This window comes from Nocardioides anomalus, from assembly GCF_011046535.1.
Classification (GTDB): domain Bacteria; phylum Actinomycetota; class Actinomycetes; order Propionibacteriales; family Nocardioidaceae; genus Nocardioides; species Nocardioides anomalus.
In genome coordinates this window covers 3,949,400-3,972,721 of sequence record NZ_CP049257.1, presented here as the reverse complement: position 1 = coordinate 3,972,721, position 23,322 = coordinate 3,949,400, and the positions used below count along the sequence as shown (strand labels likewise).

At 72.8% G+C, this 23,322-nt stretch carries 19 protein-coding genes; 14 read left to right on the top strand and 5 right to left on the bottom strand.

What is annotated here, in order from left to right; translation table 11 throughout:
• Positions 1 to 1,605: an ABC transporter substrate-binding protein gene (locus G5V58_RS19820; protein WP_230486772.1), complete on the bottom strand. Its 1,605-nt coding sequence runs from the start codon at positions 1,603 to 1,605 to the stop codon at positions 1 to 3.
• A 189-nt stretch (positions 1,606 to 1,794) separates the two neighbouring features.
• On the opposite strand from G5V58_RS19820, the gene G5V58_RS19815 reads away from it, so the two are divergent.
• Both G5V58_RS19815 and rlmC read left to right on the top strand, forming a co-directional pair.
• Positions 1,795 to 2,508 (top strand): IclR family transcriptional regulator, encoded by a 714-nt coding sequence (locus tag G5V58_RS19815; RefSeq protein WP_230486771.1) that lies wholly within the window; start codon positions 1,795 to 1,797, stop codon positions 2,506 to 2,508.
• Between the two features lie 25 nt (positions 2,509 to 2,533).
• The gene (rlmC, locus tag G5V58_RS19810) at positions 2,534 to 3,637 is read left to right on the top strand and encodes a 23S rRNA (uracil(747)-C(5))-methyltransferase RlmC (protein ID WP_165236562.1); all 1,104 of its coding nucleotides are present in this window, start codon (positions 2,534 to 2,536) and stop codon (positions 3,635 to 3,637) included.
• Here the strand turns inward: rlmC and G5V58_RS19805 are convergent.
• Positions 3,631 to 4,482 carry an alpha/beta hydrolase gene (locus G5V58_RS19805; protein WP_165236560.1) on the bottom strand — a complete coding sequence of 284 codons (852 nt, stop codon included), beginning with the start codon at positions 4,480 to 4,482 and terminating at the stop codon, positions 3,631 to 3,633. The genes rlmC and G5V58_RS19805 overlap by 7 nt on opposite strands.
• A gap of 136 nt (positions 4,483 to 4,618) precedes the next feature.
• On the opposite strand from G5V58_RS19805, the gene G5V58_RS19800 reads away from it, so the two are divergent.
• Positions 4,619 to 6,109 (top strand): DHA2 family efflux MFS transporter permease subunit, encoded by a 1,491-nt coding sequence (locus G5V58_RS19800; RefSeq protein WP_230486770.1) that lies wholly within the window; start codon positions 4,619 to 4,621, stop codon positions 6,107 to 6,109.
• Position 6,110: 1 nt separating this feature from the next.
• On the opposite strand, the gene G5V58_RS19795 is transcribed toward G5V58_RS19800, so the two are convergent.
• The 3 genes from G5V58_RS19795 to G5V58_RS19785 are packed head-to-tail and all read right to left on the bottom strand — an operon-like array spanning position 6,111 to position 10,811.
• A complete protein-coding gene (locus G5V58_RS19795; protein ID WP_165236558.1) occupies positions 6,111 to 8,837 on the bottom strand; it encodes a branched-chain amino acid ABC transporter permease/ATP-binding protein in 2,727 nt (908 codons plus the stop codon).
• A complete protein-coding gene (locus G5V58_RS19790; RefSeq protein ID WP_165236555.1) occupies positions 8,834 to 9,577 on the bottom strand; it encodes an ABC transporter ATP-binding protein in 744 nt (247 codons plus the stop codon). Before G5V58_RS19790 ends, G5V58_RS19795 begins: the two co-directional genes overlap by 4 nt.
• A gap of 1 nt (position 9,578) precedes the next feature.
• On the bottom strand, positions 9,579 to 10,811 hold the full coding sequence (locus tag G5V58_RS19785; protein ID WP_165236553.1) for an ABC transporter substrate-binding protein: 1,233 nt from the start codon (positions 10,809 to 10,811) through the stop codon (positions 9,579 to 9,581).
• A gap of 257 nt (positions 10,812 to 11,068) precedes the next feature.
• Here G5V58_RS19785 and G5V58_RS19780 point away from each other — a divergent pair, with 257 nt between their 5' ends.
• The 11 genes from G5V58_RS19780 (at position 11,069) to G5V58_RS19730 (ending at position 23,322) form a co-directional block, all read left to right on the top strand.
• Positions 11,069 to 13,324 carry a SpoIIE family protein phosphatase gene (locus G5V58_RS19780; protein ID WP_165236551.1) on the top strand — a complete coding sequence of 752 codons (2,256 nt, stop codon included), beginning with the start codon at positions 11,069 to 11,071 and terminating at the stop codon, positions 13,322 to 13,324.
• A gap of 70 nt (positions 13,325 to 13,394) precedes the next feature.
• Positions 13,395 to 13,619 carry a hypothetical protein gene (locus G5V58_RS19775; RefSeq protein ID WP_165236549.1) on the top strand — a complete coding sequence of 75 codons (225 nt, stop codon included), beginning with the start codon at positions 13,395 to 13,397 and terminating at the stop codon, positions 13,617 to 13,619.
• Between the two features lie 150 nt (positions 13,620 to 13,769).
• Positions 13,770 to 15,053: an ABC transporter substrate-binding protein gene (locus G5V58_RS19770; protein ID WP_165236547.1), complete on the top strand. Its 1,284-nt coding sequence runs from the start codon at positions 13,770 to 13,772 to the stop codon at positions 15,051 to 15,053.
• Positions 15,050 to 15,829: an ABC transporter ATP-binding protein gene (locus G5V58_RS19765; protein ID WP_165236545.1), complete on the top strand. Its 780-nt coding sequence runs from the start codon at positions 15,050 to 15,052 to the stop codon at positions 15,827 to 15,829. Before G5V58_RS19770 ends, G5V58_RS19765 begins: the two co-directional genes overlap by 4 nt.
• Positions 15,826 to 16,536, top strand: coding sequence for an ABC transporter ATP-binding protein (locus G5V58_RS19760; RefSeq protein WP_165236543.1), 711 nt, complete (start codon positions 15,826 to 15,828; stop codon positions 16,534 to 16,536). The genes G5V58_RS19765 and G5V58_RS19760 overlap by 4 nt, the downstream gene beginning before the upstream one ends.
• Positions 16,533 to 17,402, top strand: coding sequence for a branched-chain amino acid ABC transporter permease (locus G5V58_RS19755; protein ID WP_165236541.1), 870 nt, complete (start codon positions 16,533 to 16,535; stop codon positions 17,400 to 17,402). The genes G5V58_RS19760 and G5V58_RS19755 overlap by 4 nt, the downstream gene beginning before the upstream one ends.
• Positions 17,399 to 18,418, top strand: a complete 1,020-nt coding sequence (locus tag G5V58_RS19750; protein ID WP_165236539.1) for a branched-chain amino acid ABC transporter permease — start codon at positions 17,399 to 17,401, stop codon at positions 18,416 to 18,418. The genes G5V58_RS19755 and G5V58_RS19750 overlap by 4 nt, the downstream gene beginning before the upstream one ends.
• A 9-nt stretch (positions 18,419 to 18,427) precedes the next feature.
• Positions 18,428 to 19,414: a helix-turn-helix domain-containing protein gene (locus G5V58_RS19745; RefSeq protein WP_165236537.1), complete on the top strand. Its 987-nt coding sequence runs from the start codon at positions 18,428 to 18,430 to the stop codon at positions 19,412 to 19,414.
• A gap of 145 nt (positions 19,415 to 19,559) precedes the next feature.
• The gene (locus G5V58_RS19740; RefSeq protein WP_165236535.1) at positions 19,560 to 21,353 is read left to right on the top strand and encodes an FAD-dependent oxidoreductase; all 1,794 of its coding nucleotides are present in this window, start codon (positions 19,560 to 19,562) and stop codon (positions 21,351 to 21,353) included.
• Positions 21,350 to 22,411: a maleylacetate reductase gene (locus tag G5V58_RS19735; RefSeq protein WP_165236533.1), complete on the top strand. Its 1,062-nt coding sequence runs from the start codon at positions 21,350 to 21,352 to the stop codon at positions 22,409 to 22,411. Before G5V58_RS19740 ends, G5V58_RS19735 begins: the two co-directional genes overlap by 4 nt.
• On the top strand, positions 22,408 to 23,322 hold the full coding sequence (locus G5V58_RS19730; RefSeq protein ID WP_165236531.1) for a dioxygenase family protein: 915 nt from the start codon (positions 22,408 to 22,410) through the stop codon (positions 23,320 to 23,322). Before G5V58_RS19735 ends, G5V58_RS19730 begins: the two co-directional genes overlap by 4 nt.

Sequence of the window (23,322 nt, the reverse complement as noted above, 5' to 3'; positions counted from 1 at the left end):
TCAGACCGAGACCTTGCCGAACTTGTAGTTGCCGAGCGGGAGGTACTTGCTCGGTTCCAGGCCCTTCACGTTGCCGGCGTAGGCGTCCACCTGCTGGCGGAAGCCCCAGATGATGAGGCCGCCCTCGTTGTACTCGATCTCCTGGGCCTGGTGGAGCAGGTCCTTGCGCTTGGCCTCGTCGAGCTCCTTGGCCGCGGAGTTCACCAGGTCGCGGTGCTGCTGGTTGTCCCAGTGCGTCTCGTTGTAGGTGCCACCCTCGGCCTCCGGGAACGTCCCGACCACGGCCTGCGGGATGTAGTTGCGGGTGTTCCAGAAGTCCTGGGCGAACGTGTAGGACAGGTAGTCGTCGTCGTAGAACGGGTTCTTCTTGGTCACCTTGACCTCGACGCCGGCCTCCTTGGCCTGCTGGGCGAAGAGGTTGGCGGCCGGCACGGCCACGGTGCCGATGTCGTCGCCGGTGAACAGCTCGACCTGGAGCCCGTCGACGCCGGCCGAGGCCAGCAGCGACTTGGCCTGGTCGATGTCCTGCTCTCGCTGCGGCAGGTCGCTGGCGTAGTCGACGTCCAGCGGCGCGTACATGTCGTTGCCCAGCGAGCCGTAGCCGCTCAGGACCTGGTCGATCATGGCCTGGCGGTCCACGATCAGCCGCATGGCCTGACGGACCTTGACGTCGTTGAACGGCGCCTGGTCGACCCGCATGGTGAAGGGCACCCACTGGCCGCCGTCGGCGATGAGCACGCCCGCGCCGACGCCCTTGATCGTGTCGATCAGGTTGTAGGGCAGGTTGTCCAGGGTCTGGATCTGGTTGGCCTGGAGCGCGTTGACCTTGGCGTTGTCGTCGGCGAAGTCCTGGATGACCAGCTCGTCGAGGAACGCGGCGTCGCCCCAGTAGTCGGCGTACTTGGTGAAGGTGCTGGTCTTGCCGGCCTCGAACGACTTGTACTGGAACGGGCCGGTGCCGACCGGGTTGCTCGGGTCGAACTCGCCGCCCGGGATGATGCCGAGGGTGTACTCGGCCAGGAGCGTGTCGAGGATCGCGTAGGGCGTGGTGAGCACGATCTGCAGCGTCGTGTCGTCGACGACCTTGGTCGACTGGAAGTCGATGATCTGCGAGAGCTGGCCACCGGCCGACAGCGGCGCCTTGGGGTCGGCCACGCGCTGGATGGACTTCCAGGCGTCGTCGGCGGTGACCGGCTGACCGTTGTGGAACGTCGCCCCGGCGCGCATCTTCACGGTCCAGGTGATGGCGTCCGAGGAGGCCTCGACGGACTCGGCCAGCGCGGGCTCGAGCTCGTAGTTGTTGTTCCAGAACAGCAGCGGCTCGTAGAGGTTGTTGACGCGGGCGATGTCGGCCGCGGTCACCGGCTGGTGCGGGTCGATGGTGTCCTTGCTGCCACCGCCGGTCGCGCCGTGGATCAGCTGGCCGCCGGAGTTCTGCGGACCGCCGCCGCTGCCTCCTCCGCTGCCTCCGCTGCCGCCGCTGCCGCCGTCGTCACCGCCGCCGCAGGCGGCGAGGAAGCTGCTGCCAGCCACGGCAGCGGCGCCGATGCCGGAGTAGCGCAGCAGCTGTCGGCGGGAGAATCCGAGGTTCCGGGGCTGGTTCACTTCGTGACTCCTCTGTTTCACTATCCGAACAGGACGGTGTGATCTAGGCAACCTAAAGTCGCCACGCCCGGTGGTCAATGGCTAGGAAGGAGGGTTTCCGTGCCATCTCGCCATGCGCAACAGCGAGTGCCAGACGCAACGGTGGGGCTCTCCGCATCGGTGGTGCAGTCGGTCCAGCGTGCCGCATCGGTGCTCCGGGCCCTGGCTGCCGCGCCCCACGGGCCCGACCGCTCGGCCACGGCCCTCGCTGCGGCGGTCGGGCTGAACCGGACCACGACCTGGCGGATCCTGCACACCCTGGAGCGGGAGCGGCTGGTCAGCCTGGACCGCGAGACCGGGTGGTACTCCCTCGGCTTCGGCCTGGTCGACCTCGCGGGGCAGGCCGCGGGGACGTCGCTCGCGGCGTCCGCGCAGGTCGTCCTGCGGCGCCTCGCCGCGCGCAGCGGGGAGACCGCCGCGCTGGCGGTCCCGCGCGGGGCGGAGCTGACCTACGTCGCCGAGGTCAGCGCGGGCGCGGTGGTCAGCGCCGGCTGGCTCGGCCGCGCGGTGCCGGTGCACGCCACGTCGACCGGCAAGGTCCTGCTGGCCTGGTCCGACCCCGCCGACGCCCGGGTGCTGCTCGACCTGCGGCGGGGCGGTCGGCTGGCGCGGCACACGCCGACGACCCTGGTGACCCTGGCCGCGCTCGAGCAGGAGCTGGCCGAGACCCGCGAGCGCGGGTACGCCGTGTGCCGCGGCGAGTTCGAGAGCACGGCCTGGGGCGTCTCGGCGCCCGTCCTCGACGCGGGGGAGCGGGTCGTGGCCGTGGTGAGCGTGTGGGGGCCGTCGTCCCGACTGACCGAGGACCGCTTCGAGGCGCTCGGCGCCCTGGCGGTCGAGGCGGCCGCGGAGATCGCGACCTGACCCGGTCCCGACCTAGCCTGGCGGGATGCGGTGCGGCTACTTCGAGTCCGGCCGGTGCCGCTCGTGCACCTGGCTGGAGTGGCCGTACGCCGACCAGCTGGCCACCAAGGTCGAGCGCGTGCGCGCGCTGCTGCCCGACGGCGTGGACTGGCGCTCGCCGGTGCCCAGCGCGCAGGAGGGGTTCCGCAACAAGGCCAAGATGGTGGTGGCCGGGAGCGTCGACGCCCCGACCCTCGGCATCCTCGACCCGTCCGGCCACGGGATCGACCTGCGCGACTGCCCGCTGCACCAGCCCGGGCTGCACGACGCGCTGCCCGTGCTGGCCGACTTCGTGGCGCGGGCCCGCGTGGCGCCGTACGACGTCGCGACGCGGCGCGGCGAGCTCAAGCACCTGCTGGTCACCGAGTCGCCGGACGGCGAGCTGCTGGTGCGCTTCGTGCTGCGCTCGCAGGAGCCGCTCGCGCGACTGCGCAAGCACCTGCCGGACCTGCGCGAGGCCCTGCCCGCCGCCCGCGTCGTGAGCGTCAACCTCCAGCCCGAGCACAAGGCGGTGCTCGAGGGCGACCGCGAGATCGTGCTCACCGAGGCGGCCACGCTGCCGATGCGGCTGGCCGGGGTCGAGCTCGGGCTGCGGCCGCGCAGCTTCTTCCAGACCAACACCGCCGTGGCCGAGGCGCTCTACACCGAGGCGCGGGGGTGGGTCCACGAGGTGGCGCCGGCGTCGCTGTGGGACCTCTACTGCGGCGTGGGCGGCTTCGCGCTCACCACCACCGCACCGGGCCGGGACGTGCTCGGCGTCGAGGTGAGCGACGAGGCGGTGCGCAGCGCGACGGCCGCCGCACACGGCGCGGCCCGGTTCGTGGCCGGCGACGCCACGGCGTACGCCCGCGAGCACGAGCCGCCCGACCTGGTCGTGGTGAACCCGCCGCGGCGCGGTCTCGGCCCCGAGCTGTCGTCCTGGCTCGAGACCAGTGCGGTGCGCCACGTCGTCTACTCGTCGTGCAACGCCGAGTCGCTGGCGCGCGACCTGGCGCTGATGCCGTCGCTGCGGCCGGTGCGCGCGCGGTTGCTCGACATGTTCCCCAACACCGCGCACTACGAGGTGCTGACGCTGCTCACCCGCTACTGAGCAGGCAGGTGCACCTTCACCCAGTCGCGCAGGTCGCCGAGGACCAGCTCCTTCTCGGGCTCGTTGAAGACCTCGTGGAACAGCCCGTCGTACTCCTTGAGCGTCTTGTCGCTCGAGCCGGCCAGCCGGTCGACCAGCCGCGCGCCCTCGGGGTTGACGATGGTGTCCCCGGTGCCGCTGAGCACGAGCAGCGGCAGCCGCAGGGACGGCAGCCGGGCCGGGAAGGTGTCCATCGTGCGCAGCATCGCGCCGCCGACACCGGCCGGCAGCTTGCCGCGGTAGTTGAGCGGGTCCGCGTCGTAGGCCGCCACCACGGCCGGGTCGCGCGAGATCGACGCCGAGCTGAGCTTCTGGCCGGGCAGCCCGGGCACCACCTTGCCGAGCACCTTGGCCACCCGCATGAGCAGCGGGCTGATGTCGTCGCCGGGCAGCACGGCCGGGGCGGACAGGACCAGCGCCTCGAGGACGTCCTGGTGGTCGAGGGCGTAGTCGAGCGCGATGCAGCCACCCATCGAGTGGCCCAGGAGGTACGTCGGACGCCCCTCGAGCAGCTCGAGCGAGCGCAGGGTCTCCAGGTCGGCGGAGTACTCCGACAGGTCGCGCACCAGCAGCCGCTTGCCGCCGGAGCGGCCGTGGCCGCGGTGGTCGGGGACGACGACCTTGAGCCCGAGGCCGACGAGGACCTCGGCCACGTGGCCGTAGCGGCCCGCGTGCTCGGCCACCCCGTGCGCGACGAGCGCCACCCCGACCGGTTCGCCGCCCGGCGCAGCGGCCGGCTCGTAGACGTCGTACACGATGTTGGTGCCGCCCACTCCCGTGAACGACTTCTCGACCGGGGTCGTCATGGCGTCATCATGCCGCGCGTCGCGGCGCCTCGCGCCGCGCGGCCGCCAAGACCTGTCTTGTGAACCTGCCCACAGGGCACGCTCCGGGCCCGGAAACGACGTGAAGAGTGTCGGCGCCAGCCCCTACCGTGGCCGGGTGACCACGCAGACCTCCCCCACCCCGGCCACCCCGACGCCGAGCGGCGACGACGGCGGCGGCCTCGACCGCGGCGTGCTGCTGGTGGCCGGTGTCGTCGTGCTCGGCGCGATCATGTCGATCCTCGACATCACCGTCGTCTCGGTGGCGCAGCCGACCTTCCAGCGCGACTTCGACGCCACCCCGGCCGAGACCGCGTGGACCATGACCGGCTACACGCTGGCGCTGGCCACGGTGATCCCGCTCAGCGGCTGGGCCGCCGACCGGTTCGGCACCAAGCGGCTCTACATGATGGCGGTGCTGCTGTTCACGGCCGGCTCGGTGCTGTGCGCCGCGGCCAACAGCATCGAGATGCTCACCGCGTTCCGCGTCCTGCAGGGCCTCGGCGGCGGCATGCTGATGCCGGTCGGCATGACGATCATGACCCGTGCCGCCGGGCCCGACCGCGTCGGTCGCGTGATGGCGGTCCTGGGCGTGCCGATGCTGCTCGGCCCGATCTTCGGCCCGATCCTCGGCGGCTGGCTGATCGACGTGGCCAGCTGGCACTGGATCTTCCTCATCAACCTGCCCATCGGCCTCGGCGCCCTGATGTACGCCGCCCGCGTGCTGCCCAAGGACGACGTCGCGCCGTCGGAGAGCTTCGACTTCCTCGGCATGCTGCTGCTCTCGCCCGGGCTCGCGCTGTTCCTCTTCGGCGTCTCCTCGATCCCCGAGGAGGGCACGGTCGCCTCGGCCCGCGTGCTGGTCTCCGCGGCCATCGGCCTGGCCCTGGTCGGCCTGTTCGTCTTCCGGTTCTTCGCGCGCAGCCTCGAGCACCCGCTCCTCGACCTGCGCCTGTTCGGCAACCCCCGCCTGACCGTGGCCGTGGTGGCGATGAGCCTGTTCGCCATCGCCTTCTTCGGCGCGAGCCTGCTCTTCCCGCAGTACTTCCTGCTGATCCGCGGCGAGGACACCCTCAAGGCCGGTCTGCTGCTCGCCCCGCAGGGCGTCGGCGCGATGCTGACCATGCCGGTCGCGGGCATGCTCACCGACAAGATCGGACCCGGCAAGATCGTGCTCGGCGGCATCGGGCTCATCGTGCTGGGCATGGCCGGCTTCACCCAGGTCGCGCCGGACACGTCCTACCTGTTCCTGCTCGGCTCGCTGTTCGTCATGGGCCTCGGGATGGGCGGCACGATGATGCCGATCATGACCTCGGCGCTGCAGACGCTGCGCGACCACGAGATCGCCCGCGGCTCGACGCTGATGAACATCACCCAGCAGGTCGCGGCCTCGATCGGCACGGCGCTGTTCTCGGTGCTGCTGACCAACGGCTTCAAGGACGTCGAGGCGTCCACCCCGCAGGGTCAGCTGGGCGGCATGAGCGACGCCTTCGCGTCCTGCTTCGTGGTGGGCACGGTCCTGGTCGCGGTCTGCCTCGTCCCGGCCTGGTTCCTGCCGCGCCGCAAGGCCACCCGCGAGCTCGACCCCGCGGCGGTGATGGGGCACTGAGTCAGGCCGGCGCCTCGGCCTCCTCGCCGAGGTAGGCCTGGCGCACGGCTGGGTCGTCGCGGACCTCGGCGGGGGTGCCCTCGGCGATCTTGTGGCCGAAGTCGAGCACGACGACGCGGTCGGCGTTCTCGAGCACCAGGGCCACGTCGTGCTCGATGAGCAGCACGCCCATGCCCCACTCGTCGGCCAGGCGGCGCACGAGCCGGCCGAGCTCGGCGCTCTCGGTCTCGTCCAGCCCGGCGGCGGGCTCGTCGAGCAGCAGCACGCTGGGGGAGGACGCGACGGCGCGGGCGATGGCCACGAGTCGGCGCTGACCGTAGGAGAGGTCCTCGGCCCGCCGGTCCAGCAGCGGGGCCAGCGAGAGCTCCTCGACCGCGGCCACGACCGGCGCCGGCAGCGGCGGGTGGCCGGGCCGGACCAGGTCCACGACGTACGCCGAGCGGTCGCGCGGGTCGGCGGCGGCCAGGAGGTTCTCGCGGACGGTGAGGTCGTCGAAGAGCTCCAGCGACTGGAAGGACCGGGACAGGCCGGCGCGGGCGCGGCGGTAGGGCGCCCACCGGGTGATGTCGGCGCCGTCCCAGGTCACCGAGCCCGCCGTGAGCCGGTTGTTGCCGGCCACGCAGTCGATGAGGGTCGTCTTGCCGGCGCCGTTGGGGCCGAGCAGTCCGACCACCTCTCCGGGCCCGACCGTCAGCGAGACGTCGGTGAGCGCGGTGAACCCACCGAAGCGCTGGGTCAGCCCGGAGACCGCGAGGGTCCGGGCCGGCACCGAGGTGCGCACCGCCGCGGGCAGTGCCGACGGGGGAGCGGACCGGAGCCCGGGGATGCGGGCGCGCAGCGGGCGGGTGAGGGCGTCGAAGCGCTCGGCCACGCCGTTCTGGTTGAGGATCAAGATGACGAGGAGCAGCACGCCGGTGAGGAGGGGGAGGTACTGCTGCCACGACGAGGTCTCCTCGACCGCGGCGTTGACCGGCTCCGACGAGGTGAGCGTGACCAGCCCGCCCGGTGCGAGCAGTGAGCCCACGACCGGTCCGACCAGGTAGCCGGCGCTGCCGATCACGGTCAGCGTGAGCACCGAGATCGAGGCACCCGGCTGGAAGATCGACTGGAACAGCACCGCGCCGTACCCGAAGCCGAAGAGCACGCCGCCGAGCCCGGCGATGCCGGCCGAGAGCGTGAAGCCGTAGAGCTTGGCCTCGAAGACGTTGACACCGATCGCCGCGGCGGCGCGCTCATTGGTCCGTACGGCGAGCAGCCGCCTGCCCGCGCGGCCCCGGCGCAGGTTGGCCACCGCCAGCGCGGCCAGGACCAGGAAGGCCAGGCAGACCACGGCGTAGTTGCGGGCGTGGCCGACCGGGTCGATGGGGATCCCGAACAGCGAGAGGTCGGTGGGCAGCACCCGCGCGTCCTCGGTGTAGGCGCTGTTGCTGAAGACCAGCTGGTTGACGGCGAAGCCCAGTCCGAAGGTGACGACGGCGAGGTTCACCCCGCGCGTGCGCAGGGCCGGCAGCCCGAACAGCAAGCCGACCGCCATGGCCACGAGGACGCCCACCAGCAGGGCCGGCTCGAAGCGCCAGCCGTGCGCGGCGACCAGCTTGGCCGCGGCGAAGGCGCCGATGCCGGCCAGGGCGTACTGCGCGAGCGAGAGCTGACCGGTGTAGCCCACCAGCACCACCACCGACAGGCCGATGATCGCGAAGGTGGTGCTGATGACCACGGGGGCGTACCAGTCCTGGGCGGCACCGACACCGACCCACAGCACGGCGAGCGCGGCGACGACGGCCACCAGTCCGGGTCGCACCCGACCGGTGCCGACCCGCGGCAGCCGGTCGGTGATCGAGCCGCGCAGCGGCAGGCCGCGGCCGCGCACCACGAGGACGACGATGATGACGAGGAACGGCACGGCGTCGGGGATGCCCGGCCGGTGCGGCGGGTCGAGGAGCTGGTTGCTCCAGCGCGTGGCCAGCGACTGCGCGACGCCGAGGAAGACGCCGCCGACCAGTGCGAGCGGGTAGGACCGGAAGCCGCCGAGCAGCGCGGTCGCGAGCGCGCCGATGACCAGGATGGAGAAGGTGATCGGCGAGATGAAGCCGGCGGTGGTGGCCGGCATCATCGCGCCGGCCAGGGCGGCGAGCCCGCCGCCCACGGCCCACGTGACGCCGGCCAGCAGGTCCGGTGACCAGCCGAGCGCGGAGGCCGCCCGCGGGTTCTCGGCCGCCGCGGAGATGGCGTAGCCGAAGCGGGTCCGCGCGCTGGTCACCGTCAGCAGCACGGTCACCAGGGCCGCGATCGCGACCAGGTAGAAGCCGTAGCGCCCGACGACCACGTCGCCGAAGGTCACCGCCTCGGTCGGGACCGGGGACTTCGAGATCACCGCCCGGGCGCCGTACTCGAGCACGACGGCCTGGGTGAGCACGGTCAGCACGCCGAGGGTGGCGATGACGCGGGCCAGCGGGCTGGCCGTGCGCAGCGGCTTCATCACCAGGAAGTGCACGGCCACGCCCAGGGCCGCGCACAGCAGCACGGCCACGACCAGCGAGAAGGCCAGGCCGTGCTCCTGCTCGACCTGCAGCCGGTAGACGGCGTACGCCCCCACGAGCGCGAAGCCGGACTGCGCGAAGTTGATCACGCCCGAGCCGCGGTAGATGACGACCAGGCCCAGACCGAGCAGGGCGTAGACCCCGCCGGTGCCGAGCCCCAGCAGCGCGAACTGGAGCAGCTCGGTCACGACGCCTCCCCGGTCAGGTAGTGCGCGGCGATGCCGGCGGCGTCCGCCCGGAGGTCGGCGGCGGCCCCGGACAGCACGACCCGGCCGCGGCGCAGCACGTGCACGCGGTCGGCGACCGCGAGGGCCTGCCGGACGTGCTGCTCGACCAGCACCACAGCCAGCCCGTCGTCGGCGGCGGAGCGCACGGCGGCCAGGAGCCGCTCGACGACCATCGGCGCCAGGCCCAGGGACAGCTCGTCGGCCAGCAGGACGCGGGGACGGGCGGCGAGCACCCGGCCCAGCGCGAGCATCTGCTGCTGGCCGCCGGAGAGCAGCCCCACCTTCTTGTGCAGGTGCTCCTCGAGCTCGGGGAAGTGCGCCAGCGCGTCCTCGGGCCGGCCGCGGCCGAGCCGGAGGTTCTGCCAGCCGGTCAGCCCCATGAAGACGCAGCGCTCCTCGGTGAGGAAGCCCAGGCCCTGCCGGGCGCGCTGGTGCAGCCGCCGGCGCCGGGCGTCGCCGTGGAAGGCGACGCTCCCGGCGATCGGCGTGACCTCGCCGGCCAGGGCGAGCAGCGTCGTCGTCTTCCCGGCGCCGTTGGCGCCGAGCAGCGCCACGACCTCGCCGGCGCGGACCTCGAGGTCGACCTCGTGCACGGCCGGGGTGCCGGCGTAGCCGGCGGTGAGGCCGTGCGCCTCGACGACGACCTCGCCGGCCCGGGCCGGCTCGGCCGCGGTCCGCTCGGGCCGGGCGGTGGTCGTCATCTCAGGACGCGGGGACGAGCGCGGTGCGCTGGTCGACGTAGTCGTCGCCGTCCTGGGTCAGCTTGCCCCCGTCGATGGTGAACTTCAGCTCCTGGTAGTTGAAGACCCGGTTCAGCCCGGGCGCCGGGAAGTCCTCGGCGAAGCTGAACGGCGGCGTGAACCCGTCGGTGTCGACCGAGGTCGTCGCGTCCAGGGTCGCCTTGACCCCGGCGGCGCTGAAGTCGTCGTTGTTCTTCACCAGGGAGAGGAAGGTCCGGTAGCCGACCCAGGTGTTCTGGAGGTAGAGCGCGGACCAGCCGCCGTTCTCGTCGTCGCCGAGGTCCCCGACGGCGTCCTTGGCCGAGTCCCAGATCTGGTCGTCGGCGCCGGGGAAGTTCGACAGCGTGACCGCGCCCTCGATCGCCTCCCCGCCGGCGGCGGTGACCGCGTCGGTGAGGCCGCCGGGGACGACGTAGTACTTGGTCTCGCTGCCCAGCTGGGCGCCCGAGGCGGCGATGCCGAGGAACGGCTGCGGCGGCGTGCCGACCACGGCGCAGTCGTACTCGCTGGTCTCCTGGGCGATGGTGCTGAAGTCGGTGGTGGTCGGCGGGACCTTGATGAGGTCGGACTTGTCGTGGCCCTCGCTGGCCAGGCCGATGTCGACGAGCTGGCCGATCTGGCCGGCCGAGGGCAGGTCGTAGTTGACCGAGGCGACCTTGTCGCAGCCGTCCTGCGCCGCCATCTGGCCGAGGCCGGCCAGGCCCAGCACGCCGGAGGTGATCGGGTAGCTGTCCTCGCTGGACAGCTCGGCCGCGGAGATGCCGGGCGGGGCGAACCACGGGATGCCGGCGTCCTCGAGGATCGGCATGATCGCGTCCCCGTTGGCGGTGAAGCCCCCGACCATCGCCGCGACGCCCTCGTCGACGGCCTGGCGGGCGCAGTCGGCCGCCTTGTTGGGGTCAGCGCCCTCGTTGCAGGTGATGAGCTGGAGCTCGTGGCCGCCGAGGCCACCGGCGTTGTTGATCTGGGTGACCGCGCCCTGGGCGATGTCGAGGATCGCCTTCACGTTGAGGGTGTCGGTGTCGTACGCCGTCAGCGTCATCACCTTGACCGGGTCGCCGGTGAAGGTGACGTCGGGGTCCTGGGACGCCTGGGCGTCGCTGTCACTGTCGCTGTCCGACCCACCGCAGGCCGCGAGGCCCAGCAGCAGCATCGTCGCGCTCGCCGCGGCGAGCCCCCGGGTGCGTGTGCGCACGGTCCTCATGTGTGTCCCTCTCCGTTTCCCTCACCCGGATGTGCCCCTCGGACCACGCCGCGTCGTTGCGGGACGTCGGTGTGATCGGCGACACTCTGCCAACTAGAACGTGTTCTCGTCTATGGCTCGCCGGGGTGGTTGGCCAGGTGGCGGGGGTCCGGGGCCGGCTGGGGTCCCTGCGCGTCCGTCGCGGGCCCCGGGGAGGCCACGCACCGCGCCTGACCTCGCCTTACGGCGTACGCGGGTTAGAGTGCCGCGTGACCTCGGGCGCCTCGCACACCCCCGCGTACGTCGAGGTGGACCTGTCCACGTGCGACCGCGAGCCGATCCACGTGCCCGGCGCGATCCAGCCGCACGGCGTCCTCCTGGCCCTCGACGAGGACCAGCGCGTGGCCATGGCGTCGGTGAACGTCGGCCTGCTGCTCGGCACCGCGCACGAGCAAGCCCTGGGCGCCGACCTCTACGCCCTGCTCGGCCGCAGTGCCGCCGAGGCGGTCGCCGAGCGGATCGCCGACTGGACCCCCGCCGAGCCCCTCGTCCTCACCCTGCCCGGCGAGCTCGGCGGTGTGCTGGCCGGTGAGGAGGTCGACATCACCATGCACCGCTCCGGCGGTCGGGTGGTGGTGGAGATCGAGTCGCTGGGCCGCCCGCGCTCGACGTTGCTGTCCTACCAGTCGGCGCGCTCGGCGATGGCGCGGCTGGCCGCGTGGCAGCGGGTCGACGGGCTGCTGGCCCAGCTCGCCGTCGAGATCCGGCAGCTGACCGAGTTCGACCGGGTGATGGTCTACCGCTTCGACCGCAACTGGAACGGCGAGGTCGTCGCCGAGGAGCGGCGCGACGACCTCAACCCCTTCCTCGGGCTGCACTACCCGGCCAGCGACATCCCGGCCCAGGCGCGCCGGATGTACACCGTGAACTGGACCCGGCTCATCGCCGACGTCCGCTACCAGCCGGTGCACCTCGACCCGGTCCTGGACCCGGACACGGGCGCGCCGCTGGACCTCACGCACTCCACGCTGCGCAGCGTCTCACCGATCCACCTGGAGTACCTCTCCAACATGGGCGTCACCGCCTCGATGTCGGTCTCGATCGTCATCGACGGCGAGCTCTGGGGCCTGGTGGCCTGCCACCACTACTCCGGCCCGCACCGGCCCAGCCGCGACGCCCGCTCGGCCGCGGAGTTCCTCGGCCAGGTCACCTCCTCCCAGATCGCCGAGCTCGAGCGCGCCGAGGCCCGCGAGGACGCCCTCGCCGTGCAGGGCACGCTCTCGCGGATCTCCGCGCGCGTCTCGGCCTCCGACGAGGCCCCGCTCACGCAGCTGATCGACGATCCCGAGGTGCTCGACCTGGTCCGCGCCTCCGGCATCGCGATCTGCTACGGCGACGAGATCAGCACGCGTGGCGACGTCCCCGACGAGAGCGCGCTGCGGCGCATCGCCGACAAGCTGCTCACCCCGCCGTACGGCGAGCCGGTGGCCAGCGACTCGCTCCCCGAGGTCGACCGCGCCCTGGGCCTGGTCGCCGACGTGGCGGCCGGCGCGCTCGGCATCGGCTCCTCCGACGACTCCTGGATCCTCTGGCTGCGCCCGGAGCTCCCCGAGATCGTCGACTGGGGTGGCGACCCCCGCAACAAGGAGCTCTACGCCGCCGAGGGTCAGGAGGTGCGGCTGTCGCCACGCAAGTCCTTCGACCTGTGGCGCGAGGTCGTGCGCGGGCACAGCCAGCCGTGGGCGGAGTGGGAGCTCGACGTGGTGCGCTCGCTGCGCACCTTCATGAACGCCGTGCTGCTCCAGCGCTCGCGCGAGCAGATCGCGGTGGCCGAGTCGCTGCAGCGCACGGTGCTGGCCTCCGACGCCCCGCACCTCGACGGCATGGACGTCGCCGTCCGCTACGAGTCGGCCTCCTCCTACCGCCTCGGCGGCGACTGGTGGGACGCCCTCAAGCTCGACGGCGGCCGGATCGCCTTCGTCGTCGGCGACGTGGCCGGGCACGGGGTCTCCGCCGTGGGGGCCATGACCCAGGTCCGCGCCGCGCTGCGCGCGCACATGCACGGCGGCGCCTCCGCCTGTGAGTCCCTCGACCTCCTCGACTCCCTCGTCGTCGACCTCCTGCCCGAGCAGGTCGCCACCGCCGTGGTCGCCGTCGTCGACCCCGCCGCCGCCACCATCGAGATCTGCTCCGCCGGTCACCCGCCGCCGCTGCTCGTGCGCGCCGACGGCACCATCGCCGAGCTGCCCGTGCAGAGCCGCCCCCTCCTGGGCGTCGGCGCCGGCGAGAGCACCCCCACCTCGGTCGACCTGCGCTCCGGCGACACGGTGCTCCTCTACACCGACGGCCTGGTCGAGCGCCGTGACGACGACGTGACGAGCGCCCTCGAGCGGCTGCGCCGCGCCGGCTTCCAGGCCCGCCCGGGCAGCGTCGACGAGCTCGTCGACCAGCTCCTCGCGGGCCTGCCCGGCACCGGTGACGACGACACCACCATCTTCGGGCTCCGCCTCGACCACGCGCGCTGACGGTTTCGCGGCGCCCGCCGTCCGGCGTACCGTGGTGGGACAGTCGTCTCTTCTTCTCGGGTTGGTCCACGTGCCGTTCGACCGGTTGTCCACGCCGCAGCTCTGCGCGCTGTGGCGCAAGAGCGCCGCGGCCCTCGCCGGAGCCCGCACGCCCGCTTCGAAGGCCCGCGTGGCCGGGCTCCGTGCGGCCCTGCTCGACGAGCTCGAGGGTCGCGAGCCCGAGGCCATGGCCGCCTGGCTGGCCGACCCGACGGGTGAGCCGCTCGGCCCGTCGGCGTACCTCGTGCGGCACTGACCTCTCGGCGCGTCCGCACGCGCCGCAGGTCCGCGGATCGGCCACGGCTCTCCATTTCGGACCAGAGCCGCGCCCGCCGGTGACGACGGTCACAGCACGCCTCCACGATGGCGGCACGGGCCGCGCCTGCGGCCTCGTCGAGGAGGCGACATGAGGACACCGAGGACCATCGCAGCCGGCGCCGCGGCGCTGACCCTGGCCCTGGCGGCCTGCTCCGGCAGCATCGGCGGGGACGACGAGGGCGGCGGGGGCGGTGGCGGCAACACCACGCTCACCATCGGCTTCGTCTCGACCGACACCGGAGCGCTGGCGCCGTTCGGCGAGGCCAACGCGTTCGTGGTGGACCAGATGAAGGCGTACTTCGCCGACAACCCGCTCGAGGTCGGCGGCGAGGACTGGGACGTCGAGATCATCAGCAAGGACGCGCAGAGCGACTCCACGCGCGCCGGCGAGGTGGCCGCCGACCTCATCAACAGCGACGGGGTGGACGTGATCGTCTCCTCCGGGACACCCGACATCGTCGACCCGGTCTCCGAGCAGTGCGAGGCCAACTCGATCCCGTGCATCACGACCGTCGCGCCGTGGCAGCCGTTCGCGATCCGCGACGGCAGCGCGCCCGCGGACCTGAAGTACAGCTACCACTTCTTCTGGGGCCTCGAGGACGTCGCCCAGGTGTACGCCGACATCTGGAGCAAGGTGCCCAACAACGGCGAGGCCGGCGGGCTGTTCCCGAACGACCCCGACGGCCAGGCCTGGAGCGCCAACTTCCCCGACCTGACCGCCGACAGTGGCGTCAGCATCGACAACCCGGGGCTCTACACCAACGGCACCAAGGACTTCTCCGCGCAGCTCTCGGCGTACCAGGGCAAGGACGTGCTGCTCGGGGTCCCGATCCCGCCGGACTTCACGACGTTCTGGAAGCAGGCCAAGCAGCAGGGGTACTCGCCCAAGGTCGCGACCATCGGCAAGGCGCTGCTGTTCCCCTCGGCCGTGGAGGCGCTCGGCGACATCGCCGACGAGCTGTCCACCGAGGTCTGGTGGACCCCCACCGCGCCGTACACCAGCTCGCTGACCGGCCAGTCCGCGCAGGAGCTCGCCGACGCCTACGAGGAGGGGACCGGGCAGCAGTGGACCCAGCCCCTCGGCTTCGCCCACGCGCTGTTCGAGGTCACCGCTGCGGCGGTCCAGAAGGCCGGCTCGACCGACCCCGAGGACATCACCCAGGCGCTCTCGACGCTGGAGGTCTCGACGGTGGTCGGGGACATCGCCTGGGGCCAGGACGACAGCGTGCCGCCGTACGTCGCGAAGACGCCGCTCGCCGGTGGTCAGTGGCGGCTCACCGACGGTGGGGACCACCCGTTCGACCTGGTCGTGGTGTCCAACGTGCTGGCTCCGGAGGTCCCGGTGGCCGGCGAGGTCGAGCCGCTCCCGTGAGCGGTGCTGCCGCCGCCGAGCTCCTCGCGGTGCGAGGCGTCTCCAAGCGGTTCGGCCGGGTGGTCACGGCGACCGACGTCTCCTTCCACGTCGCTGCCGGTGAGGTGCTCGGGGTGGTCGGGCCCAACGGTGCCGGCAAGTCGACGATGCTCGACCTGGTCAACGGCACCCAGCGGCCCGACGCCGGCGCGGTCCTGCTCGACGGTGAGGACGTGACCGCGCTCGGCGCCGCCCAGCGCAGCCGGCGGGGGATCGGGCGGACCTACCAGGTGCCACGGCCGTTCGCTGGCCTGACCGTCTTCGAGAACGTGCTCGTCGGGGCGAGCTTCGCCGGCGGCAAGCGGGGCAGGGAGGCGCACCGCGCGGCGGTGGCGGCGGTGGAGACCGCCGGGCTGACCCACGTGCTGAACACCGACGCCGGTGCGCTGCGCCTGCTGGACCGCAAGCGGCTCGAGCTGGCGCGGGCGCTGGCCACCCAGCCCCGGCTGGTGCTGCTCGACGAGATCGCGGGCGGGCTGACCGAGGCCGAGCTCCCGCAGCTCGTCGCCCTCATCGGCGACCTGCGTGCGGCCGGCCTCGGCGTGGTCTGGATCGAGCACATCGTGCACGCACTCCTGCAGGTGGTCGACCGGCTGATGTGCCTGGCCACCGGGGTCGTCGTGGCCACCGGGGATCCGCACGAGGTGATGCGCAGCCCCGAGGTCGTCGAGGTCTACCTCGGCAGCGTCCCGGAGGCGCCCGAGGCCGAGACCGAGCCGGGGGAGGCCCGCCGGTGAGCCTGCTCGAGCTGGAGGGCGTCGACGCCCACTACGGCGAGCTCCAGGCCCTCTGGCAGCTCGACCTCCGGGTGGACGAGGGCGAGACGCTCGCGGTCGTCGGCGCGAACGGCGCCGGGAAGTCCACGCTGCTCAAGACCATCGCGGGGGTGCTGCGACCGACGGCGGGCGCGGTCCGCTTCGCCGGTCGCGACGTCGCGGGCGTGCCCGACCACAAGCGGGTCCGGCTCGGCATCTCGCTGGTGCCCGAGGGACGTCGCGTCTTCCGGTCCCTCACCGTCGAGGAGAACCTGCTCGTCGGCGGCTACCGGCGCCGACCGGGTGAGTGGGACCTGGCCGCGGTCTACGAGGCCTTCCCGCTGCTCGAGGACCGGCGCAGCCGCACCGGGGCGCACCTGTCGGGTGGCGAGCAGCAGGCCACCGCGATCGGTCGCGCGCTGATGGCCAACCCGCGGCTGCTGCTGCTCGACGAGGTCTCGCTCGGCCTCGCGCCCGTGGTGGTGCAGGACATCTACCGCGCTCTGCCGCGGATCGCCGAGCGCGGCACCACGGTGCTCGTGGTCGAGCAGGACCTCGGCCAGGCGCTGGCCGTGGCGGACCGGGTCCAGTGCTTGCTGGAGGGCCGCACGGCGCTCGAGGCCCCGGTCGGCTCGGTCACGCGCGAGCAGGTGGCCGCGGCGTACTTCGGCCTGGAGGAGGCCTCGTGAGCTGGCTCAACGCGGTGGTGCAGGGGGTGCTGCTCGGTGGGCAGTACGCCCTGCTGGCCTGTGGGCTGTCCCTCGTCTTCGGAGTCATGCGCATCGTCAACCTGGCGCACGGCGCGCTGGCCGTCGCCGCGGCGTACCTCACCCTGTGGCTGACCGAGCACACCGCGCTGCCGGTGTGGCTGGGCCTGGCCGTCGCCGTGGTGGTCTTCGCCGCCGTCGGCTACGTGCTCCAGCGCGGGCTGCTCAACCACGCGCTCGGTCGTGGTGAGCTCGCGCCCCTGCTGGTCACCTTCGGGCTCGCGGTGATCGCGGTCAACGCGCTGCAGGAGGCGGCCACGGCCAACTCGCGCAGCATCCCCGTCGGCTCGATCGGCACCGCCAGCGTCCGCCTCGCCGACGGGCTGTCGGTCGGCGTCTTCTCGCTGCTGACCTTCGCTGTGGCGCTCGCGGTCGTCGGGCTCATCCAGGTGTTCCTGGCCCGCACCGCCACCGGCCGGGCCATGCGTGCGACGAGCGACGACCCCGGCGCGGCCCGGCTCATGGGCATCGACGACCGGCACGTCTACGCACTGGCCACGGCGATCGCCGTCGCGAGCGTGGCCGTGGCCGGTGGCTTCCTGGGCATGGCCACGCAGTTCACGCCCGGGTACGGCGACCTGGTCCTCATCTTCGCCTTCGAGGCGGTCATCATCGGTGGCCTCGGCTCGCTGTGGGGGACCTTCCTCGGGGGCCTCGTCCTCGGGGTCGCCCAGACCGTCGGCGCGCAGGTCGAGCCGGCGTACGGCGTGCTGGCCGGCCACCTGGTGTTCCTCGCCGTGCTGGCCTTCCGGCCGACCGGCCTGCTGCCCCGGATGGTGACCGCATGACGACCGTCCCGACCGCGCCCACGGCCACCGCCGACCCGCACGTCACCCGGGGCAGCGGCCGCTCCTGGATCGGCTCGGCGGTGCTCGTCGCCGGCGTCCTCGTGCTGGCCCTGTGGGTGCCCTACCACGTCTCGCTCGGGACGCTGTCCCAGCTCGTCGGGCTGTTCGCGCTGATCATCCTGGCCACGACCTGGAACCTGCTGGCCGGCTACGGCGGCCTGGTCTCCATCGGCCAGCAGGCCTTCATCGGCGCCGGCGGCTACGGCGTCGTCTACCTCTCCGACCGCGTCGGGCTGCCGATCGTGGGTGCCCTCCTGGCCGCCGCCGTCGTGTGCGGCCTGCTCGCCCTGGTCACGTCGTTCCTGGTCTTCCGGCTCGTCGGCGGCTACTTCGCGATCGGCACGTGGGTCGTGGCCGAGGTCTTCAAGCTGCTCACCACCCAGGTCGACGCGCTGGGCGGCGGTTCGGGGCTCTCGCTCACCGCGTTCCGCGGGGTCGACCGGGTCACCCGCGTGGCCACCGTCTACTGGATCGGGCTGGCGCTCGCCGTCGCCGTGGTGGTGCTGACCTACCTGCTGATGCGCTCGCGCACCGGCCTCGGACTCACCGCCATCCGCGACGACGTCAAGGCGGCGTCCAGCCTCGGTGTCGCCGTACGCCGCTCGCAGCGGCTCGTCTACGTCGCCGCGTCGGCCGGTGCCGGACTGGCCGGCGCGCTCATCGCCCTCAACACGTTGCGGGTCAGCCCGGACTCCATCTACTCGGTGCAGTACAGCGCCTTCATGGTGTTCATCGTGGTCATCGGCGGGCTCGGGACCATCGAGGGTCCGGTGCTGGGCGCGGTGATCTTCTTCGTCCTCCAGCAGCAGCTGGCCGACCAGGGCACGTGGTACCTCATCGCGCTCGGCGCGGTGGCGATCCTCGTGGTGCTGCTGGCTCCGCGCGGCCTGTGGGGTGCCCTCACCCGCGGTCGGGTCCAGCTCTTCCCCGTGGGGCACCGGGTGCGGGGCCGTTAGTCTGTGGACATGACGCAGGTCACGTCGGGGGGACGGGACCGGGCCGGACCGGTCGCCTTCTCGACCGTCGGCCTGCCCGAGGCCCAGCGGGTCGAGCTGTGGGAGAGCCACAACGCCGACGCCCTGATCGGGCTCAGGTGCCGCACGCTCGACGCCGGCGTCCTCGAGGCGACCGAGATCAACGTCCAGCTCGAGCGGGTGCACCTGGCCCGGGTCCGCGGCAGCTCGCACGTCGTGGAGCGCGACCGCGACATGGTCACCCACCGCCCCGCGGAGTCCGTGGCGCTGTTCTTCAGCCTGGCCGGCGAGGCGTTCTTCTACCACGACGACGGCGTCCGGATCGTCCAGCCGGGACAGCTGCTGGTCTGCGACGCGGACCGGCCCTTCATGCGCGGCTTCTCCCGGGGCCTGGAGGAGCTGGTCCTCAAGATCCCGCGTGCGGTCTTCGCCGAGAGCACCGGGATCGAGCACGTCGACAGCCCGCGCGTGGTGGCGTTCGCGGCCGGCACCAACTCATACGCCCACACGCTGGCCCGCCAGATCGGCCGCGCGGTGCGTGACGAGGACGCGGCCCCGGCCGACGAGGCGACGCTGCTCGAGCTGGTCGCCGCGCTGACCGGCCGCGTCGGCGACGCCGACCTCGGCGCCGCGCACCGCAGCGCGGCGCAGAGCTTCGTGGAGCACCACCTCGGCGACGCCGGACTGTCCGCGGCGCAGGTGGCGGCCGCGGTCGGGATCAGCACCCGGCACCTGTCGCGGGTCTTCGCGCAGGCCGGGACGTCGTTCCCCAAGTACGTCCTGACCCGCCGGCTCGAGGCCGCCCACGCGCTGCTGCGCAAGCCGGCCGCGGCGTCGATGAGTGTCGCGGAGGTCGCCCACCACTGCGGCTTCACCTCCTCGGCGCACTTCTCCGGAGCCTTCACCGCCCACTACGGCGAGCGCGCGAGCGACGTGCGCCGCCGCGCGGCCGCGGCCCGCTCGGTGCCGCTGGTCTGACGCGGAGGCTCCACGGGAGGTGCGTGGATCGGCCACGCTTGCCGCTTCCCGCCGAGATGGTCGTCACACCGTCGACGGCCCACCGTGCGCGACGAACACTGGACGACGTACGTCGGCGCCGGGCCGGCGGAGGAAGGCGGCGCAGATGCCCTCGTTCGATGACGGCCAGAAGGAGACCGAGCTCCCGACCTCGGCCACCGTCGAGACCGACGTCCTCATCGTCGGCTCCGGTCCGGCCGGCGCGTCGGCGGCGCTCTACCTCGCGACCCTCGGCGTCCCGACCATCATGATCACCAAGTACCGCTGGACCGCGAACACCCCGCGGGCCCACATCACCAACCAGCGGGCCATGGAGATCTTCCGCGACATGGGCATCGAGGAGCAGGTGCTCGCCGACGCGACGCCGCACGAGCTGGTCGGCGACACTGTGTTCTGCACGTCCCTCGCCGGCGAGGAGATCGGCCGCATCCACACCTGGGGGACGCGCCCCGACCGGGAGGGCGACTACCGGCTCGCCTCGCCGTCGCTCATCGTCGACATCCCGCAGACCTACCTCGAGCCGATCCTGGTCCGCAACGCCACCGCGCGAGGGGCGCAGTCGCGCTTCTCCACCGAGTACCTCTCGCACACCCAGGACGCCGACGGCGTGGACGTGCAGGTGCTCGACCGGCTGACCGGTCAGGAGTACACCATCCGCGCGAAGTACCTCATCGGCGCCGACGGCGCGCGGTCCAAGGTGGCCGCGGACATCGACCTGCCCTACGAGGGCCAGATGGACATCGCCGGCTCGATGAACATCACCTTCAAGGCCGACATCAGCGCCTACTGCGACCACCGCCCCTCGGTCCTCTACTGGGTCGTCCAGCCCGGGTCGAACGTCGGCGGCATCGGCGCCGGCCTGGTGCGGATGATCCGGCCCTGGAACGAGTGGCTCATCGTGTGGGGCTACGACATCAACGAGGCCCCGCCCACCGTCGACGAGGCCGCCGCCACCCAGATCGTGCGCAACCTGCTCGGGATGCCCGACCTCGAGGTCGAGATCACCGGGACGTCGCTGTGGGGCAACAACGAGATGTTCGCGACCCACCTGCAGCAGGGCCGCGTCTTCTGCGCCGGGGACGCCGTGCACCGGCACCCGCCGAGCAACGGCCTGGGCTCCAACACCTCGGTGCAGGACTCCTACAACCTGGCCTGGAAGCTGGCGGCGGTGCTCCGCGGCCAGGCCGCACCGTCGCTGCTGGAGACCTACTCCGCCGAGCGCGCCCCGGTGGCGCGCCAGATCGTCACCCGCGCCAACAAGTCGAGCCGCGAGTTCGTCGACCTGTTCGTCGCGCTCGGCGTCACCGAGGCCGAGACCGAGGAGGAGATGGTCGCGGCGATCGAGGAGCGCAAGGCCAACACCCCCGAGGGTGCGGCCAAGCGGGCCGCGCTGGTCAAGGCGATGCAGCTGAAGAACTACGAGTTCAACGCCCACGGCGTCGAGCTGGGCCAGTTCTACGAGTCCGACGCGGTGGTGCCCGACGGCAGCAGCCGGCCCGATCCGACCCGGGACCCCGAGCTCTACTACACGCCCTCGACCGTGCCGGGCTCGCACCTGCCGCACGCCTGGGTCGGCGACAACCGCACGAAGCTGGCCATGCTCGACCTCGCGCCGTACGACCGGTTCACGGTCCTCACCGGCGTCGCCGGCGAGGCCTGGGCGGCGGCGGCCGCGGCGGTGGGCGCCGAGCTCGGGGTGCCGGTCGAGACCGTGGTGATCGGCCCGGGCCGTGAGGTCACCGACCTGTACTACGACTGGGCCAAGCTGCGCGAGGTCGAGGAGAGCGGGGCGCTGCTGGTCCGCCCCGACAAGCACGTCGCCTGGCGCTCGCACGCCCTGCCCGACGATCCCGAGACCGCGCTGCGCGATGCGCTCGCGCGGGTGCTGGGCCGCGCATGAGCTGGCGCTTCGACCACGAGACGCTGCCGCAGCGCGTCCGCTTCGCCAGCGGGGCGGCGGCGCAGGCGCTGGCCGCCGAGGTCGCGGACGTCGGCGCCTCGCGGGTGATGGTCATCGCCTCCGCGGCCGAGGCCGACCTGGCCCGGCGGGTCACCGACGGGCTGCCGGTGGCGCTGGTCCACGACGAGGTCGTCATGCACGTGCCCGTCCCGGTCGCCGAGCGGGCCCGGGCCGCGGCGCGCGAGCACCACGTCGACCTGGTCGTCAGCGTCGGCGGCGGGTCGACCACCGGCCTGGCCAAGGCCGTGGCCCTGGAGACGGGGCTCCCCGTCGTCGCCGTCCCCACGACGTACGCCGGCTCGGAGGCCACGAACGTCTGGGGGCTGACCGAGGGCGCGACCAAGACCACCGGCGTCGACGCCCGCGTGCTCCCGCGCTGCGTGGTCTACGACGCGACGCTCACCCTCTCGCTGCCCGTCGACCTGAGCGTGGCCTCGGGGCTCAACGCCCTCGCGCACTGCGTGGACTCGATGTGGGCGCCGCGCACCGACCCCATCGACCAGGCGATGGCCGGCGAGGGCATCCGGGCCCTGGCCGCCGGGCTGCCGCGGGTCGTCGCCGACCCCGGCGGGCTCGAGGGACGCGAGCAGACGCTCTACGGCGCCTACCTCTCGGCGGTCGCGTTCGCCTCGGCCGGCTCCGGGCTGCACCACAAGATCTGCCACGTGCTCGGCGGTCGCTACGACCTGCCCCACGCCCCGACGCACGCCATCGTGCTGCCCTACGTGCTCGCCCTCAACGCGCCCGGCGCCCCTGAGGCGGACGCCCGCATCGCCGCGGCGTTCGGCACCGCCACCGGCCTGGAGGGCCTGCAGGCGCTGCGCCGCCGGCTCGACGCGCCCCGCGCCCTGCGCGACGTCGGCTTCCGGGAGGACCAGGTCGCGGACGCCGTCCAGGCCGTCCTGCCCGTCGTACCCGAGAGCAACCCCGTCGCGGTCACCGCCGACGACCTCACCCGACTGCTGCACGACGCCTGGGAAGGAGCCGAGCCCCGATGAGCACGACCCACCTCCCCGACGAACAGGTCGCGCGTGAGGAGGAGCTGGTCCAGCGCGTCGTGGACTCCTTCGCCGGTGCGGAGGACGAGCGGCTGCGGACAGTGCTCGGCTCGCTGGTCCGCCACCTGCACGGCTTCCTGCGTGAGGTCCGCCTGAGCGAGCAGGAGTGGAAGCAGGGCATCGACTTCCTGACCGCGGTCGGCCACCTCACCGACGACCGGCGGCACGAGTTCATCCTGCTCTCCGACACCCTCGGCGCCTCGATGCAGACCATCGCCATCAACAACGAGGCCTACGCCGACGCCACCGAGGCCACGGTGTTCGGTCCGTTCTTCGTCGACGACGCCCCCGAGGTCGAGCTCGGCGGCGACATCGCGGGCGGCGCGTCCGGCCAGCCCTGCTGGGTCGAGGGCACCGTCCGCGACACCGACGGCCGGCCCGTCCCCGGCGCCCGCATCGAGGTGTGGGAGGCCGACGAGGACGGCTTCTACGACGTGCAGTACGTCGACGACCGGACCGCCGGGCGCGCCTGGCTCACGAGCGGACCCGAGGGCGAGTTCCGGTTCTGGGCGGTCACGCCCACGCCGTACCCCATCCCGCACGACGGGCCGGTCGGGCGGATGCTGGCCGCCACTGGCCGCTCCCCGATGCGGGCCGCCCACCTGCACTTCATGGTCACCGCACCCGGGCTGCGCACGCTGGTCACCCACATCTTCGTGCGCGGCGACGAGCTGCTCGACCGCGACAGCGTGTTCGGGGTCAAGGAGTCGCTGGTCAAGGACTTCAACCCGCACCCGGCCGACGAGCCCACCCCCGACGGCCGCGACCTCGGCGGTCGCGACTGGTCGAGCGTCCGCTTCGACATCGTGCTGGCCCCGGCCGACGACCAGCCTCGCCAGGGCGATCACTGA

Coding starts and splice junctions, on each gene's coding strand:
- rlmC (WP_165236562.1), top strand. CDS start 2,534: ATGCGGTGCGGCTACTTCGAGTCCGGCCGGTGCCGCTCGTGCACCTGG.
- G5V58_RS19805 (WP_165236560.1), bottom strand. CDS start 4,482: ATGACGACCCCGGTCGAGAAGTCGTTCACGGGAGTGGGCGGCACCAAC.
- G5V58_RS19790 (WP_165236555.1), bottom strand. CDS start 9,577: ATGACGACCACCGCCCGGCCCGAGCGGACCGCGGCCGAGCCGGCCCGG.
- G5V58_RS19770 (WP_165236547.1), top strand. CDS start 13,770: ATGAGGACACCGAGGACCATCGCAGCCGGCGCCGCGGCGCTGACCCTG.
- G5V58_RS19750 (WP_165236539.1), top strand. CDS start 17,399: ATGACGACCGTCCCGACCGCGCCCACGGCCACCGCCGACCCGCACGTC.
- G5V58_RS19745 (WP_165236537.1), top strand. CDS start 18,428: ATGACGCAGGTCACGTCGGGGGGACGGGACCGGGCCGGACCGGTCGCC.
- G5V58_RS19740 (WP_165236535.1), top strand. CDS start 19,560: ATGCCCTCGTTCGATGACGGCCAGAAGGAGACCGAGCTCCCGACCTCG.
- G5V58_RS19735 (WP_165236533.1), top strand. CDS start 21,350: ATGAGCTGGCGCTTCGACCACGAGACGCTGCCGCAGCGCGTCCGCTTC.
- G5V58_RS19730 (WP_165236531.1), top strand. CDS start 22,408: ATGAGCACGACCCACCTCCCCGACGAACAGGTCGCGCGTGAGGAGGAG.